The organism is Cupriavidus necator, from assembly GCF_013141915.1.
GTDB lineage: Bacteria > Pseudomonadota > Gammaproteobacteria > Burkholderiales > Burkholderiaceae > Cupriavidus > Cupriavidus necator_B.
Genome location: NZ_SROX01000020.1, coordinates 13336 through 29325, shown reverse-complemented (window position 1 = coordinate 29325; position 15990 = coordinate 13336). Strand labels below are relative to the sequence as shown.

Here is a 15990-nt window from a genome sequence, read left to right as displayed (position 1 = left end):
TTTCGGTGAAGTCAGGCCAAGGCAAGGCGGCATGGCTGCGGGCACGCATGTGCCGCGCGTGCCAGGCAGCCGCCGCAGGAGCAGCATCCGGCACGCCTTGCCCAAAAAGTTCGACAAGGATAACAAAAAGCCGTTCAGGTCCCGGCAATCCCCTTCCGATGATAGAAGGGCAAGGCACGGAACGCTGAACGGCTTCGGCCCGCCGCCGTGCGGCGCGGGCCATCAGACAGCGTGTCTGCTTAGTTCTTCGACTGGTCGACCATCTTGTTCTTGGCAATCCACGGCATCATCGCACGCAGCTTCTCGCCGACCACTTCGATCTGGTGCTCGGCGTTCAGGCGACGACGCGAGATCAGCGTCGGGGCACCGGCCTTGTTTTCCAGCAGGAAGCTCTTGGCGTATTCGCCGGTCTGGATGTCCTTCAGGCACTGCTGCATCGCCTTCTTGGTCTCCTCGGTCACCACGCGCGGGCCGGTGACGTACTCACCATATTCGGCGTTATTGGAGATCGAGTAGTTCATGTTGGCGATGCCGCCTTCGTAGATCAGGTCGACGATCAGCTTGAGCTCGTGCAGGCACTCGAAGTAGGCCATTTCCGGAGCGTAGCCGGCTTCCACCAGGGTCTCGAAGCCAGCCTTGATCAGCTCGACGGTACCGCCGCACAGCACGGCCTGCTCGCCGAACAGGTCGGTTTCGGTTTCTTCGCGGAAATTGGTCTCGATGATGCCGGCACGGCCGCCGCCGTTGGCGGTGGCGTACGACAGTGCGATGTCACGGGCGGCGCCGGACTTGTTCTGGTGCACGGCGATCAGGTGCGGCACGCCGCCACCTTGCGTGTAGGTGGCGCGCACGGTGTGGCCCGGGGCCTTCGGCGCGATCATGATCACGTCGAGGTCGGCGCGCGGGATCACGGCACCGTAGTGCACGTTGAAGCCGTGGGCGAAGGCCAGCGCGGCGCCTTCCTTGATGTTGGCGTGCACTTCGTTCTTGTACACATCGGCGATCTGCTCGTCCGGCAGCAGGATCATGACCACGTCGGCGTTCTTGACGGCCTCGGCCACTTCCTTGACCTGCAGGCCGGCGTTGACGGCCTTGTTCCACGACGCGCCGCTCTTGCGCAGGCCGACCGTCACGTTGACGCCCGAGTCCTTCAGGTTCAGCGCGTGGGCATGGCCCTGCGAGCCATAGCCGATGATGGTGACGTTCTTGCCCTTGATCAGGGAGAGGTCGGCGTCCTTGTCGTAAAACACTTTCATGATGATTCCTTCAATCTCTGTCTTTTGTATGAGAGGGACGGCATCCTCGGGCGCATCGTGTGCGCCCGGATCGCGCCGCCCCGGGGATACTGCGTGAAGCCGTTGCCGTGAGCCGGGAGCCGTTCAGACCTTCAGGATGCGTTCGCCGCGGCCGATGCCCGAGCCGCCGGTACGGACGGTCTCCAGGATGGCGGTGCGGTCGATCGCGTCCAGGAACGCATCGAGCTTCACGCCGTTGCCGGTCAGCTCGATGGTGTAGGTCTTCTCGGTGACATCGATGATGCGGCCGCGGAAGATGTCGGCGGTGCGCTTCATTTCCTCGCGCTCCTTGCCCACCGCGCGCACCTTGACGAGCATCAGCTCGCGTTCGATGTGCGCGCCTTCGGTCAGGTCGACCACCTTGACCACCTCCACCAGCCGGTTCAGGTGCTTGGTGATCTGTTCGATCACGTCGTCCGAGCCGGAGGTGACGATGGTCATGCGCGACAGCGAGGCATCCTCGGTGGGTGCCACGGTCAGCGTCTCGATGTTATAGCCGCGGGCCGAGAACAGGCCCACCACGCGCGACAGCGCGCCCGGTTCGTTTTCCAGCAGGACCGAAATGATGTGTCGCATTTACAGGTCCTCCGCGCCGAGCAGCATTTCGGAAATGCCCTTGCCGGCCTGGACCATCGGCCAGACGTTTTCGGTGGGATCGGTCTGGAAGTCCAGGAACACGGTACGGTCCTTCAGGCGGAAGGCCTCGCGCAGCGCCGGCTCGACGTCCGCGCTTTTCTCGACGCGCATGCCGACGTGGCCATAGGCCTCGGCCAGCTTGACGAAATCAGGCAGCGCGTCCATGTAGGAATGCGAGTAGCGGTTGTCGTACTCGATCTCCTGCCACTGGCGCACCATGCCGAGGTAGCCGTTGTTCAGCGAGCAGATCTTCACCGGGGTGTCGTACTGCAGGCAGGTCGACAGCTCCTGGATGCACATCTGGATCGAGCCCTCGCCGGTGATGGTGACCACCTCTTTCTCCGGGAACGCCTTCTTGATGCCCATTGCGTACGGCAGGCCCACGCCCATCGTGCCCAGGCCGCCGGAGTTGATCCAGCGGCGCGGCTCGTTGAACTTGTAGAACTGCGCGGCCCACATCTGGTGCTGGCCGACGTCGGAGCAGATGAAGGCGTCGCCCTTGGTCAGTTCCCAGATCTTTTCCACCACGTATTGGGGCTTGATGATCTCGGAGCTGCGGTCGTACTTGAGGCAGTCCACCGAACGCCATTGCTCGATCTGCTCCCACCACCTGGCGAGCGCCTCGCGCTTGGGCTTGATGTCGCTGGCCTTGATCTGGGCGATCAGTTCCTGCAGCACGTCCTTGACGTTGCCGACGATGGGGATGTCGACCTTGACGCGCTTGGAAATCGACGACGGGTCGATGTCGATATGGATGATCTTGCGCGCCTGCGAGGTGAAGTGCGACGGGTTGCCGATCACGCGGTCGTCGAAGCGGGCGCCGATGGCGATCAGCACGTCGCAGTTCTGCATGGCCATGTTGGCTTCATACGTGCCGTGCATGCCGAGCATGCCGACGAACTGCTTGCTGGTGCCGGGGAACGCGCCCAGGCCCATCAGCGTGTTGGTCACCGGGTGGCCGGTCAGCGCCGCCAGCTGGCGCAGCTCGTCGCTGGCATTGGCCAGCACCACGCCGCCGCCGCTGTAGATGTACGGGCGCTCGGCATTCTGCAGCAGCGCCACCGCCTTGCGGATCTGGCCCGAGTGGCCCTTGTTGACCGGGTTGTACGAGCGCATGTCGATCGACTTGGGGTACTCGTACTTGCAGGCATTGCGCGAGACATCCTTGGGGATGTCCACCACCACCGGGCCGGGACGGCCGGTCGCGGCAATGAAGAATGCCTTCTTGATGGTCGCGGCAAGATCGCGCACGTCCTTCACCAGGAAGTTGTGCTTGACGATCGGGCGGGTGATGCCGACGGTGTCGCACTCCTGGAAGGCGTCCTGGCCAATGGCGTGGGTCGGCACGTTGCCGGTGATGACCACCATCGGGATCGAGTCGAGGTACGCGGTGGCAATGCCGGTGACGGCATTGGTCACACCGGGACCGGAGGTCACCAGGGCGACACCCACCTTGCCGGTTGCGCGTGCGTAGCCATCCGCGGCATGGACCGCGGCCTGCTCGTGGCGCACCAGGATGTGCTCGAACTTGGTTTGCTTGTGGAGCTCGTCGTAGATGTACAGCACTGCGCCGCCGGGGTAGCCCCAGACGTACTCGACGCCTTCTTCGGCAAGTGCGTGAACGAGAATTTCCGCCCCGATCATTTCGGGTGCGGCAGATGAATTGCTATCGGCGTGGGAGAATTCCGCGCTGGGCATGTTCATTTCAGTCCTTTGCAATTTTCGGCAAAAAATTGTTTGGATGCTCTCTGCCGAACTTGTGGCTCGGGTTCAAGCGGTGCGCGTCTGCATGGAAGACCGCCTCATAAGCGGCCGGATGAGACAACCACTGATGTCGTGTGAACCGTCGATGATACTGCAATGCACCAGCGCGGTCTACGATTGTTTACGCCTGTGGCGCTGCCAAGTTCCCCGGATTCCTGAAAAAAGTTTTCCGCACTGCCATGTATGTCACGCCATACAAAACGGTACAGCGCGGCGAAATTTTGCTAGCATCGCAGCACATTGGGCATGCACGCGCCCTAGGCAGCACATTCACCAGAACCGGGCATTTGTCCCGCAGCAACAAGCCCCAACCGCCTGAATGGCCACCGACCAGGAACTGTCCGCTTTTCTTGCCAGCGTCGAGCGGCGCGCCTTCAAGCAGGCCGTGTTCGCCGTCCGCGACGACGAGGCCGCGCTGGACATCGTCCAGGACGCCATGATCAAGCTGGCCGAGAAGTATGGTGACAAGGGTGCCGCGGAACTGGCGCCGCTGTTCCAGCGCATCCTGCAGAACACCATCCACGACTGGTTTCGACGCCAGAAAGTGCGCAATACCTGGGTCTCGCTGTTTTCCAGCCTGCGCGACGACCGTGACGGCGGCGACGACAACGACCTGCTCGAGACGCTCGAGGCACAGGCCGGCTCGGCATCGGCCGAAAGCAGCGCCGACCACGTCGAGCGCGCCCAGACCATGCACATCATCGAGCAGGAAATCCAGCGCCTGCCCACGCGTCAACGCCAGGCGTTCCTGATGCGTTACTGGGAAGATATGGACGTCGCCGAAACCGCCGCCGTGATGGGCTGTTCCGAAGGCAGCGTCAAGACGCACTGTTCCCGTGCCACGCATACACTTGCGCAGGCCCTGCGCGCGCGGGGAGTCCGACTATGAGCAGAAACGACAAAGAAATCCGCGAACGCCGGTTTGCCCATGAGGTCCGGGCGGCACTGGATGCCGGCGCCGACGCATTGCCGGCCGATATTTCCGAACGGCTCGCCGCCGCGCGCCGGATGGCGGTCGCCCGCAAGAAGGCCGAGGCGCCTGTGCTGGTGCCGCAATTGGCCATGCCGGGCGCGCACGCACCGATGTTCGACGACGACGCCTCGCCGCTGCACCGCGCCGGCGCGTGGCTGCGGCGCCTTGGCCTGGTGTGGACGTTGGTGGCACTGGCCGCCGGCCTGACGGGCATCTACCACTGGCAGGAGCAGAAGCGCATCGAGGAACTGGCCGATATCGACGCCGCCATGCTGCTCGACGACCTGCCGCCCACGGCCTACGCCGACGAGGGCTTCCACGTGTTCCTCAAGCGCGGTCAATAGCATGGCGCGCGCGATCTTCCGTCCCGACGCCATGCGCCGGCTGGCAGCATTGCTGGCCGGCGCCAGCGCGGCCGCCTGCTGGGCGTTGCTGCCCGCCGTGGCGCAGGCCCAGGGCGCTTCCGCGGCGACCGGCCCCGCCGTGGCGCAGCCCGCCCAGACTGCCAGTGCCAAGCCGGCCTGGGCCGACCTGAGCCCCGTCAACCAGCGCATCCTCGCGCCGCTGCAGCCGCTGTGGGACAGCCTGCCGGAACTGAACCGCCACAAGTGGCTGCGCATCGCCGCGCGCTATCCGAAGTACTCGCCGGCCGAACAGGCACGGCTGCAGGCGCGCATGGCGGAGTGGGTCAGGATGACCCCGCAGCAACGCCGGCTGGCGCGCGAAAACTACCAGATCACCCGCACGTTGCCGGCCGAGAAAAAGGCCGAGGCCTGGGACAGGTATCAGCAGCTGCCTGAAGAGCAGAAAAAGAAACTGGCCGCCGCCGACCGCGTGCCGCGCCGCCCCGGCGCTGTCAGCGCGCTGCCCAGCGGCAAGCGCCTGCCCAGCGACACCAGCCGCCAGCTCCACCGCGAGCCCAGGACAACCGCTGCCACGGGCCACGGCGGCCGCGCCACCGGCAAGCCGGCCAGCGAGGCGCAGGCGCAACCGGCCGCGTCGTCGGCTGCCATGGCCGCCGCTTCCGGGCCTGCCGCCCCGACCGCCCCTTCTGCCGCCACCCCCGCACTTCCCGCGAGCGCGGCGCCGGTTGCGCCGCAGGCAGCCGAGGTCGCCACCGAAGCGGCTGCGGCCGCTTCTGACGCCACCGTGCGCCAGTAATTTCCACGCCATTTGGCATAATGGCGGTCTCACGCCGGCCAGCGAAGCCAGGCCGGCCCCGCCACCGCATCGGCACCCAAGGCCGCGCGCCGGCGCCCGTCCCCATCGCCTTCCATGCCCGCCGCCACACTCAAACCCAAGCCCCCCGCCACAGCTGCCACCGTGCCGGCCGCGCCGCCGCTGCGCCGCCGCATCGCCTGCATGCTTTACGAAGGCGTGCTGCTGTTTGGCGTGCTGAGCGCATCGACCGCGGCCTATTTGCTGGTGCGGCCGCTGCTGCAGAAGCTTGGCATGGATGGAGCGCTGGCGATCCAGCTATGGAGCTTCCTGGTGATGGGGTGGTATTTCACCTGGTTCTGGCAGCGCAACGGCCAGACCCTGGCGATGCAGACCTGGCGCATGCGCGTCGAAAACTCCGCGGGCGTGCCGCCGCGCTGGCCCCAGGCGGCCCTGCGCTACGTGCTGGCGTGGCTGTGGCTGCCGCCATCGGCCGCGCTCGGCCATCTGCTGGGGCTGGTGAAAGGCCCGTTCGTCGGCGTGCTGGGCGCTGGCCTGCTGGTCTGGATCCTGCTGGCATGGCTGGATCCGCGCCGCCAGTTCCTGCATGACCGGCTGGCCGGCACGCGGCTGACGGACCTGCGCGGCAAGCCATGAGCCTGGGGGCCGCCGGCATCCGCCGCGTCGCGGTGACCTTGCAGGCGGCCGCAGCGCTAGGCATTGCCGCGGCGCTGGTGCGCGCGGCCGCCTGGCCGTGGCCCGGCGCGCTCGCCGCCGGTGCCGGGCTGATCCTGGGCGGCTTCGCCATCGGCATTGCCATCGCCTTCGGGTTGAGCGGGCGCGGCCTGTGGGTCGGACGCGGCAATCACCCGCCCGCGCCGCCCGTTGCACTTGCCGCCACCCGCAGGCCGCTGAAGCTGGCGGAGGCGTTGCGCTGCTACGCAGCCGAATGCCTGGCCGTGCTGCGTATGTTCGACTGGCTGCAGCCGTTCCGCGCGAGGGCGTCCTTCGTCCCGGCCGTGGATGCCGCGCCCGGACGCGATGCCCCGCCGGTGCTGCTGGTCCATGGCTACGCCTGCGGCCAGGCCATCTGGCTCGACATGCAGCCGGCGCTGGCGGCCGCCGGCTACCGCTGCCAGGGGATCGACCTGGAACCCGTGTTCGGCGACATCGACGACTACGCGCGTGCGCTGCTGGCCTCGATGCGGCGTATCCGCGCGGAAAGCGGGCGCGCGCCGCTGCTGCTCTGCCACAGCATGGGCGGCCTGGCCGCGCGCGCCGCGCTGCGGCTGGCCGGCGACGAAGACGCCTGCGCCGGCGTGGTGACGCTAGGCAGCCCTCACCACGGCAGCGCGCTGGCGCGCTTTGGCGGCGGCCATAATGCGCGCCAGATGCGCTGCGGCAGTCCCTGGCTGCGCGCGCTGGCAGCGGCCGAAACCCCACGCCTGCGCGCCCGCATGGTGTCGATCTTCAGCTGGCATGACTCGATTGCCGGGCCGCCTTGCACCGGCTGGCTCGACGGTGCCGGGTATATCGCGCTGTCCGGCATCGGCCATGTGTCACTGCTGCGCCATCCCGCCGCGGTGCGGGCCGTGCTCGACGCGCTGGCCGAGTTGTCTGCGCGTGGCCGCTGAGCCGGCCGGCCGCCTGCCCTGTCCCGCCGCCGCAACGATTCATATGTCAGTCATGTTTCCGTCACGGTGCCGTCATCGCGGGCTGGCTGAATGCAGCCATCGCCGCAACCGGGACTGGCATGGTGCAAGCAATCCGATCTGCCCGCGGGTATCTGTCGAAGGCCTCGCAACTGGCGCCATGGCTGCGCCGCAGCGCTGACAGCGGCCCCGCCGCGCCGGTGACCGCCTTCATGGCGCCGGTGCTCGATGGCGCCACGCTGGCGCCGCCGCGCGAAGCGCAGGAAACCTATCCGCCCGAGCCGCACCCGATCCAGCGCTACCGCGCAATCTGGTTGTCGGATATCCACCTGGGCACGCCCGGCTGCCAGGCCGATTACCTGCTGGATTTCCTCAAGCACAATGAATCCGACCAGCTCTACCTGGTCGGCGACATCATCGACGGCTGGCAGCTGCGCCGCGGCTGGTACTGGCCGCAAAGCCACAACGACGTGGTGCAGAAGCTGCTGCGCAAGGCGCGCAAGGGCACCGAGGTGATCTATGTCCCCGGCAACCACGACGAAGCCGCGCGCCAGTTCGACGGCATGGCCTTTGGCGACATCACCGTGCGCGAAGAGGCGGTGCACGTCACCGCCACCGGGCGCCGCCTGTGGGTGGTGCACGGCGACCTGTTCGACGGCGTGGTGCAGCACGCGCGCTGGCTGGCCTACCTGGGCGATTCGCTGTACACGATGATCCTCGTGCTGAACCGGCACTTCAACCGGCTGCGTGCGCGCCTGGGCTTCCCGTATTGGTCGCTGTCGCAATTCCTGAAGCACCAGGTCAAGAACGCGGTCAACTACATCGGCGCGTTCGAAAGCGCGATGGTGGACGAGGCACGCCGGCGCGGCTGCGACGGCGTGGTCTGCGGCCATATCCACAAGGCCGAGATCCGCGAGGTCAACGGCCAGCTTTACTGCAACGACGGCGACTGGGTCGAGAGCCTGTCGGCGCTGGTCGAGACCCTGGAAGGCGAACTGAAGATCGTCTACTGGACCACGCTGCTGGACGCACCGGCGTCGGCCACGCGCCGCCGGCGCCGTGCTGCCGTGGCCGGCTGACCCGGCGCCACCCGTTGCCCTATCCGCATTGCCCTTCCACCGCGCCCGAGGAGGCTGCATGAAGATCCTGATCGTCACCGATGCCTGGGAACCGCAAGTCAATGGCGTGGTGCGCACGCTCAAGTCCACGCGCCGCGAACTGGAGGCAATGGGCCACCTGGTCGAGATGATCACGCCACTGGAATTCCGCACCGTGCCGTGCCCGACCTACCCCGACATCCGCCTGTCGCTGTTGCCGGGTGCGCGCGTGCGGCGCCGCATCGAGGCCTTCGGCCCCGACGCCCTGCACATCGCCACCGAGGGTCCGCTGGGACTGGCCGCGCGGCGCCATGCGCTGCGCTGCAAGCTGCCCTTCACCAGCGCCTACCACACCCGCTTTCCGGAATACGTGCAGGCCCGCTTCGGCATACCGGTGGCGTGGACCTACCGCTTCCTGCGCTGGTTCCACGGCCCGGCCCAGGCCGTGATGGCGCCGACCCCGGTGGTGCTGGACGACCTGCGGCGTTACGGCATCACTAACGCCGTGCTGTGGACGCGCGGCGTGGACCTCGACGTGTTCACGCCGCAGCGCGCCAATGTGCTCAACACCGCCCACCCGATCTTCCTGTACGTCGGCCGCGTGGCGGTGGAGAAGAACGTCGAGGCCTTCCTCGCGCTCGACCTGCCCGGCTCCAAATGGGTGGTCGGCGACGGGCCGGCGCTGCCGGCGCTGCGCGCGCGCTATCCCGGCGCCAACTATCTGGGCGTGCTGAGCCAGCCCGAACTGGCCCGGGTGTATGCTTCCGCTGACGTGTTCGTGTTCCCGAGCCGCACCGACACCTTCGGGCTGGTACTGCTGGAAGCGCTGGCCAGCGGGCTGCCCGTGGCCGCCTACCCGGTCACCGGCCCCATCGATGTGCTGGGCGACAGCCCCGCCGGCGTGATGCACGAAGACCTGCGCGAAGCCTGCCTGGAAGCGCTGCGCATCGACCGCGCCACGGCCCGGGCCCATGCCGAGCGGTTCTCGTGGCGCGCCGCCTCCGAGCAATTCCTGGCCCACCTGCGGCCGTTCGCCGCCAGGCCCGGGCGGGGCGGCGCAGCGACCCAACCCGCCCCGCAAACCCATGTCGACACCGCATCCGCAACTGCCGCCCGACCCGCCAATGCAGAGGCCGCCGCCGGCAATGCAGAGCGCTGACTACTCGGTCGACCAGAATCCTCACAAGGGCAACCGCGGCCTGGCGCGCGCCTGGCACGCGGCGATCAATTCGCTGTCGGGGCTGCGCTACGCAGTGCTGGAGGAAAGCGCGTTCCGCCAGGAACTGACCCTGGTGGTGCTGCTGACGCCGTGCGCGTTCCTGCTGCCGGTGGCGGCGGTCGAGCGCATCCTGCTGCTCGGCACGCTGCTGGTGGTGCTGATCGTGGAACTGCTCAACTCCAGCGTCGAGGCCGCGGTCGATCGCATCTCGCTGGAGCGGCACAGCCTGTCCAAGCGCGCCAAGGACTTCGGCAGCGCGGCGGTGATGCTGGCGCTGGTGCTGTGCGGCGGCACCTGGCTCACCATTGCCGGGCCGCACGTGGTGCGGTGGGCGCGGGCGCTGGCGGGCTGAGCCGGCGCCAGGCGGCCCCGCCCGGAGCGGGATGGGGCATGGCAAGCCGATTGCTTATAATCGCTACCCTGCCCCCGACTTAACGATCGCACCGATCGCCCGGACGCCCATGGAACCGAAACCGCAAACCGGCCCCCGCCGCACCAGGGACCGCATCCTCGACGTCTCGCTGCGCCTGTTCAACGAAGTCGGCGAGCCCAACGTCACCACCACCACGATCGCGGAAGCGATGGAGATCAGCCCCGGCAATCTCTACTACCACTTCCGCAACAAGGACGACATCATCAACTCGATCTTCGTGCGCTTCGAGCAGGAGATGGAGCGCCGCCTGAAGATGCCGGACGACCACAAGGCCACGCTCGACGAAAGCTGGGGCTACCTGCAGTACATGTCCGAGTTCCTGTGGAACTACCGCTTCCTGTACCGCGACATCAACGACCTGCTGGCGCGCAACCGGATGCTGGAGACCAACTTCAAGCGCATCGTCGAGCAGAAGCAGCGCTTCGCGCACGAGATCTGCCGCCAGTTCATCGAAGACGGCGAAATGGATGCCACGCCCGAACAGGTCGAAGCCATCTGCACCAACATGGTGGTGATCGCCACCTACTGGCTGTCGTTCCAGTTCGTGCAGCACCCGCGCCAGTACAACGACCCCGAGCAGATCCGCGGCTACCTGCACGGATCGAGCTACCACATCTTCTCGATCCTGGCCCCTTACCTGCGTGGCCGGGCGCGGGAGGCATTCGACCAGCTGGCGCGCGACTACTCCGCCGCCAAGGCCGCCGCCGGCGCGGCAAAGGAACCGAAGTGAAATCCGTCTGCGTGTATTGCGGGTCCAGTCCCGGCAACCGCCCCGAATACGCCGAAGGCGCGCGCCTGCTCGGCCGCACCCTGGCCGAAAGCGGCCTGGCGCTGGTGTACGGCGGCGGCAAGGTGGGCCTGATGGGCATCGTCGCCGACGCCGTGCTGGCGCATGGCGGCAGCGCCATCGGCATCATCCCGGAAGCCCTGATGCAGAAGGAAGTCGGCCACCGCGGCCTGACCGAACTGCATGTGGTGCGCAACATGCACGAGCGCAAGCAGATGATGGCCGACCGTGCCGATGCCTTTATCGCCATGCCCGGCGGCGTGGGCACGTTCGAGGAACTGTTCGAGACCTTCACCTGGCTGCAGCTGGGCTACCACGACAAGCCGGTGGGCCTGCTAAATGTCGCCGGGTTCTACGACGGCATGCTGGGCTTCCTGTCGCATGCGGTGCGGGAGGGCTTTCTGAAGCAGGTGCACGCCGACCTGCTGCACGTGGCCGACACGCCCGCTGGCCTGCTGCAACAACTGGCGGCCGCGCCACGCGTGCGCGTCGACAAGTGGCAGCAGGCGCGCGACAAGACCTGAGCGCGCCCTGCTATCCCGGCCTGGGCTCGCTCAGAACGACGAGCCCGGCTGCTGCAGGAACGCCATTTCCTCAGCCGTGCTCTGCCGCCCCAGCACTGCATTGCGGTGCGGGAAGCGGCCAAAGCGCGCGATGATCGCGCGGTGCTTCTCGGCCCACTCGACCACGTCCACTACGCCGCCGCTGGCCTCGCGCAGTTGCGTCATCAGGCGCACGGCCTCGTCCTGGTCTTCCAGTGATTCCGAATGCTCGAACGGCATGTAGCAGAACATGCGGTGATAGTCGGTCGGCAATGCGCGGTCCATGCCGGTAGCGACGATGCGCCGGGCCAATGCCAGCGCCAGCGCATCGGTGCCGAAGCTGCGCGGATCATTGCGGAACATGTTGCGCGGGAACTGGTCCAGCAGCACCACGCGCGCGCAGGCGCCTTCAGGCGTGACCGACCAGTCGTCCGGTGCCCCGTCGCAGGCGACCTGCCAGTCGGACAGGAAGTTTGCGCGGATCTGCGCATCGAAGGCGTCCGACTTGGTGAACCATTGCGGGCGCTCGGTATTCCAGGCGGCCGTACCGGGCTGGCCGAACCAGAAATCGAGCAAACGCAGGGCGTCTTCAGGCAGTTGGTCTGTCATGGGCTGGGAAACCTTTCGGTAGAAAGAAGGAAGTGGCAGCGCCTCAGCGCGCCACGTTGCGCATCCAGTCGGCGGTCTGGAAGAAGGCCTGCATCAGGCGCAGCTGCAGGTCTTCGGACAGGCCGAGGTCCTGCATCGCCAGCGCCATGCAGCGCATCCACTGGTCGCGCTCGCTCACGCCGATCTCGAACGGCATATGACGCGCGCGCAAGCGCGGATGGCCGAAGCGCTCGATAAAGTGGTTGGGGCCACCCAGCCAGCCGCACAGGAACCAGAACAGCTTGTCGCGCGAGCCCTCCAGCGAGGGCGGGTGCAGCGCGCGCAGGCCCGCGAACTGCGGCTCCAGGTCCATCAGGTCATAGAAGCGGTCGACCAGTTCGCGCACGCGCGCCTCGCCGCCCACCAGTTCAAATGCTGTCACCTCGGCGCTGCCGGGCTTGTCGTCGGATTCAGTACTCATCACACACTCGGTCTGCGCTGCGCGGCCAAGTTGGCTCAGGCATCGCGCAAGGTCGCCAGCGCAGGCTGGCGCAGCACTTCGCGCAGGCCCAGCCAGCCGCCGGCAAAAGCGCACAGCATGCCAGAAACCACGCCCACCGGCACGATCCAGGCATTGAAGCGGTAGGGAAAATCGAACACGAACTGCGACAGGCCCCAGCCTACCGCGATCGCGCCGAGGCTGGCCAGGAACCCGGCCAGGCCGCCCACCACCAGGAATTCGGCGTACTGCGTCTGCCGCACCAGCGCGGCCGAGGCCCCCAGCGCCTTGAGCAGGCCCGCGTCGCGCCTGCGTTCGTCGCGCGCGCCGGACAGCGCCGCGTACAGCACCGTCACCCCTGCGGCCAGCGTGAACACGAACAGGAACTCCACCGCCGCGATGACCTGGTCCAGGATGTCCTGGATCTGGCGCAGGATCATGTCGGTGTTGACCACGGTGATGTTGGGAAAGGCCGCGATCAGCCGGTTGCCCAGCGCGGCGCTGGCAGCCGGCAAATGGAACGACGTGATGTAGGTCTCGGGCAGCCCCTGCATCGCCCGCGGCGGCAGGATCACGAAGAAATTGACCCGCATCGAACCCCAGTCGAGCTTGCGCAGGGAGGTCACGCGCGCCTGCACGGGCTGGCCGGCGACGTCGAAGCGCAGCGTGTCGCCAAGCCGGATCCCCAGCGTCTTGGCGATGCCCTCTTCCACCGACGCGCCCGCCTCGGCGCCGTCTGACCCGTTCGACCAGCTGCCGGCGATGACGCGGTTGCCCTCCGGCAGCGCATCGGTATAGGACAGGTTGAACTCGCGCTCGACCAGGTTGCGCGCGCGCCCGTCCTCGAAGCTGTCGCCGCGGATGGCGCGCGCGCCGATATGGGTCAGGCGCCCGCGCACCATCGGGTAGAGCAGGTCGGTGATGCCGGCGCCGGCCAGTATCTGGCGCAACGGCTCGCGCTGGTCCGGCTGGATATTGATGATGAAGCGGTTGGGCGCGTCAGCCGGCGTGGCGTTGCGCCATGAATCGACCAGGTCGTTACGCGTCATGCCGAGCAGCAGCAGCGCCATCAGCCCCACCGCCAGCGCCACGGTCTGCAGCACCGTGACCGCGCGGCGGCGCTCCAGCACCGCCAGCGCAAAGCGCCACCCCATCGCCGTGCGGCCGCGCAAGCGCCCCCGCAGCAGCCGCGACAGCAGCGTCAGCAGGCCGAGCGCCAGCACGCCGAACACCACCCCCGCGGCGACAAAGCCGCCGGCGGTGGCCAGCCCGAGCCGCAGGTCCCGCGCCGCCACCAGCAGCAGCGCGATAAAGGCGCCCAGGCCCAGCGCGTAGGCAATCCAGGCCGACACCGGTGGCAGCCCGATATCGCGTCGCAGCACCCGCAGCGGCGCCACCCGCGTCAGCGCCAGCAGCGGCGGCAGCGCAAACCCGGCCAGCAGCACCAGCCCCGCCAGCATGCCCACCAGCGCCGGCAGCAGCGACGGCTGCGGCAGCGACACCTTGAGCAGCCCGCCGAGCGACAGCAGCAGGCCATAGTGCGCGAGGTAGCCGAGCAGCACGCCGGCCAGCGCGCCGGCCCCGCCAATCAGCAGGAATTCCAGGCCGAACGCCCGCAGGATCTGCCCGCGCGACAGCCCCAGGCACTTGTAGACCGCGCAGGCATCGGTGTGGCGTTGCATGTAGCGGCGCGCCGACATGGCGATCGCCACCGCCGCGATCATCGACGACAGCACCGCCACCAGCGACAGGAAGCGCTCGGCGCGGTCCAGCGTGGCGCGCATCTGCGGCTGGCCGGACTCCAGCGACTCAACCCGCGTATTGCGCAGCTGGCGGCGTTCGATCTCGTCCTGCGCCCATTTCTGGAAGGCCGCGCCGGCGGCATCGGGGCCGGCCACCAGCAGGCGGTAGGTGACGCGGCTGCCCCAGCCGATCAGCCCGGTGCTGTCCAGGTCCGACAGCGGCATCAGCACGCGCGGCGCGAAGTTCATGAAGCCGGTGCCGCGATCGAGTTCCTGCGTGATGATGCGGTCAATGCGGAAGGTGCGGCTGCCGAGCCGCACGCTGTCGCCCACCGCAACGCCCAGCGCGCCCAGCAGCGCCTCGTCGACCCATACCGTACCCGGCGCGGGAATCCCGTCGGCGGGGGCCTCCGGCCCGCCCGGTGCCGCGGCCACCTTGAGCCGGCCGCGCAGCGGATAGCCGTCGGTGACCGCCTTGAGCGCGGCCAGCTGGCTGGCCGGCCCGGCGCCGTCCGGTGCCTTGCCGTTGGCGGTGGCCATGCTCGGGAAGGTGACGGTCTGCGCTACCGACAGTCCGGCCGCCCGGGCACGCTGCGTGAACGCGGCGTCGAAGGGCTGGTCAGCCACCAGCAGCACGTCCGAGGCAATCATCTGGCGCGCATCGCGCTCCAGCCCCAGCCGCATGCGATCGGCCATGAAACCCACGCTAGTGAGCGCGGCCACCGCCAGCACCAGCGCAAACAGCAGCAGGTATAGCTCGCCCGCCAGCCAGTCGCGGCGGGCCATGCGCAGCGCCTGGCGCCAGGCGGAGAACTTGCCGCCCGCGGCGGGGTGCGTACCGGCAGGATGGGCGGCAGTGGCCGGGACGTCGATGGCGGACTCGGAGGGCATCGGTTGGTGTGGTTCTTGGTTGCTGGCGCCGGTGCGCCTCGGGTCAGTCGGGCAATGCGAAAATGCTGGCCAACAAGGCCGCGGCGCTAGCGCGGTGCGTCGCGCCGGGCCCCGCCGCGCAGGCTGGCATGGAGGCGGCGCACCCCGCGCCACAACTTCGGCAGCAGCCACACCGACACCAGCAGGAACACCGCCAGCAGGACCAGGAACAGCACTGGCACGAAGAACGCCAGCAGCAGGCTGCCGGTGGCGGTCAGGTCTTCAGTGAATGAGGCCGTCCAGTTGGAAAACGGTTCCGGCGACACGTTGATCAGCGCGCGGGTGCCGGCCTTGACCGCATGCGCGGTGCCGGCCAGCGTGCCGCCGACCAGGCCAGCCGCCACCATCCACTGCGGATCCAGCTGGCCGAAGGCGGCGGCGGCCAGGATTGCACCGGCAGGAATGCGGATGAAGGTATGGATGCCGTCCCAGACGGTGTCGAAGGCCGGCACCTTGTCCGCCACGAACTCGGCCACGGCCAGCGCCGCGGCCACGCCGATCACCCACCAGGATTCCAGCGGCTGCAGCCCGGGTGGCAGCTCCAGCCAGCCCAGCCGCGCCAGCACTCCGGCGGCCAGAACGGCAAGATACAGGCGAAATCCGCTGGCCCAGGACATGCCCGCGGCCAGCGCGGCGGTTTCCAGCATGGCGCTCCTTGCAAGGATCCGGCGCGAG

Annotated in this window: 17 protein-coding genes; 10 read left to right on the top strand and 7 right to left on the bottom strand. The window is 68.0% G+C overall.

All coding sequences use genetic code 11. From position 1 onward, the window contains the following. Nucleotides 1–239 precede the first annotated feature (239 nt). The 3 genes from ilvC to E5S69_RS26945 form a co-directional block, all read right to left on the bottom strand. Nucleotides 240–1256: a ketol-acid reductoisomerase gene (gene ilvC, locus E5S69_RS26955; protein WP_171517519.1), complete on the bottom strand. Its 1017-nt coding sequence runs from the start codon at nucleotides 1254–1256 to the stop codon at nucleotides 240–242. Nucleotides 1257–1379: 123 nt separating this feature from the next. Then, nucleotides 1380–1871 carry an acetolactate synthase small subunit gene (gene ilvN / locus E5S69_RS26950; protein ID WP_010809144.1) on the bottom strand — a complete coding sequence of 164 codons (492 nt, stop codon included), beginning with the start codon at nucleotides 1869–1871 and terminating at the stop codon, nucleotides 1380–1382. Continuing rightward, nucleotides 1872–3635 (bottom strand): acetolactate synthase 3 catalytic subunit, encoded by a 1764-nt coding sequence (locus E5S69_RS26945; protein WP_171517518.1) that lies wholly within the window; start codon nucleotides 3633–3635, stop codon nucleotides 1872–1874. Between the two features lie 379 nt (nucleotides 3636–4014). On the opposite strand from E5S69_RS26945, the gene E5S69_RS26940 reads away from it, so the two are divergent. From E5S69_RS26940 to E5S69_RS26895, 10 genes are all read left to right on the top strand, one after another. Further along, on the top strand, nucleotides 4015–4584 hold the full coding sequence (locus tag E5S69_RS26940; RefSeq protein ID WP_171517517.1) for an RNA polymerase sigma factor: 570 nt from the start codon (nucleotides 4015–4017) through the stop codon (nucleotides 4582–4584). Beyond that, on the top strand, nucleotides 4581–5012 hold the full coding sequence (locus E5S69_RS26935; protein ID WP_171517516.1) for a DUF3619 family protein: 432 nt from the start codon (nucleotides 4581–4583) through the stop codon (nucleotides 5010–5012). The genes E5S69_RS26940 and E5S69_RS26935 overlap by 4 nt, the downstream gene beginning before the upstream one ends. 1 nt (nucleotide 5013) lies before the next feature. After that, nucleotides 5014–5829, top strand: a complete 816-nt coding sequence (locus tag E5S69_RS26930; protein ID WP_171517515.1) for a DUF3106 domain-containing protein — start codon at nucleotides 5014–5016, stop codon at nucleotides 5827–5829. 114 nt (nucleotides 5830–5943) lie between these two features. Then, entirely contained in the window at nucleotides 5944–6483 is a 540-nt protein-coding gene (locus E5S69_RS26925; RefSeq protein WP_171517514.1) for an RDD family protein, read from the top strand. Next, the gene (locus tag E5S69_RS26920; protein ID WP_171517513.1) at nucleotides 6480–7460 is read left to right on the top strand and encodes an esterase/lipase family protein; all 981 of its coding nucleotides are present in this window, start codon (nucleotides 6480–6482) and stop codon (nucleotides 7458–7460) included. Before E5S69_RS26925 ends, E5S69_RS26920 begins: the two co-directional genes overlap by 4 nt. A 119-nt stretch (nucleotides 7461–7579) precedes the next feature. Next, entirely contained in the window at nucleotides 7580–8557 is a 978-nt protein-coding gene (locus E5S69_RS26915) for a UDP-2,3-diacylglucosamine diphosphatase (protein ID WP_171517512.1), read from the top strand. Between the two features lie 58 nt (nucleotides 8558–8615). Further along, the gene (locus E5S69_RS26910; protein ID WP_171517511.1) at nucleotides 8616–9734 is read left to right on the top strand and encodes a glycosyltransferase family 4 protein; all 1119 of its coding nucleotides are present in this window, start codon (nucleotides 8616–8618) and stop codon (nucleotides 9732–9734) included. Continuing rightward, nucleotides 9661–10146 (top strand): diacylglycerol kinase, encoded by a 486-nt coding sequence (locus E5S69_RS26905; protein WP_171517510.1) that lies wholly within the window; start codon nucleotides 9661–9663, stop codon nucleotides 10144–10146. The genes E5S69_RS26910 and E5S69_RS26905 overlap by 74 nt, the downstream gene beginning before the upstream one ends. 109 nt (nucleotides 10147–10255) lie before the next feature. After that, nucleotides 10256–10957 carry a TetR/AcrR family transcriptional regulator gene (locus E5S69_RS26900; RefSeq protein WP_171517509.1) on the top strand — a complete coding sequence of 234 codons (702 nt, stop codon included), beginning with the start codon at nucleotides 10256–10258 and terminating at the stop codon, nucleotides 10955–10957. After that, nucleotides 10954–11538 carry a TIGR00730 family Rossman fold protein gene (locus E5S69_RS26895; RefSeq protein ID WP_171517508.1) on the top strand — a complete coding sequence of 195 codons (585 nt, stop codon included), beginning with the start codon at nucleotides 10954–10956 and terminating at the stop codon, nucleotides 11536–11538. Before E5S69_RS26900 ends, E5S69_RS26895 begins: the two co-directional genes overlap by 4 nt. Nucleotides 11539–11568: 30 nt before the next feature. Here the strand turns inward: E5S69_RS26895 and E5S69_RS26890 are convergent, their stop codons facing one another. The 4 genes from E5S69_RS26890 to E5S69_RS26875 all read right to left on the bottom strand — a co-directional run bounded on the left by E5S69_RS26890 (nucleotide 11569) and on the right by E5S69_RS26875 (nucleotide 15962). Then, a complete protein-coding gene (locus E5S69_RS26890; RefSeq protein ID WP_171517507.1) occupies nucleotides 11569–12165 on the bottom strand; it encodes a DUF924 family protein in 597 nt (198 codons plus the stop codon). Nucleotides 12166–12208: 43 nt separating this feature from the next. Continuing rightward, nucleotides 12209–12625, bottom strand: coding sequence for a group II truncated hemoglobin (locus tag E5S69_RS26885; RefSeq protein WP_171517506.1), 417 nt, complete (start codon nucleotides 12623–12625; stop codon nucleotides 12209–12211). Between the two features lie 35 nt (nucleotides 12626–12660). Further along, nucleotides 12661–15276 (bottom strand): ABC transporter permease, encoded by a 2616-nt coding sequence (locus E5S69_RS26880; protein WP_171517505.1) that lies wholly within the window; start codon nucleotides 15274–15276, stop codon nucleotides 12661–12663. 86 nt (nucleotides 15277–15362) lie between these two features. After that, on the bottom strand, nucleotides 15363–15962 hold the full coding sequence (locus E5S69_RS26875) for a DUF4126 domain-containing protein (RefSeq protein ID WP_171517504.1): 600 nt from the start codon (nucleotides 15960–15962) through the stop codon (nucleotides 15363–15365). Nucleotides 15963–15990: the final 28 nt, after the last annotated feature.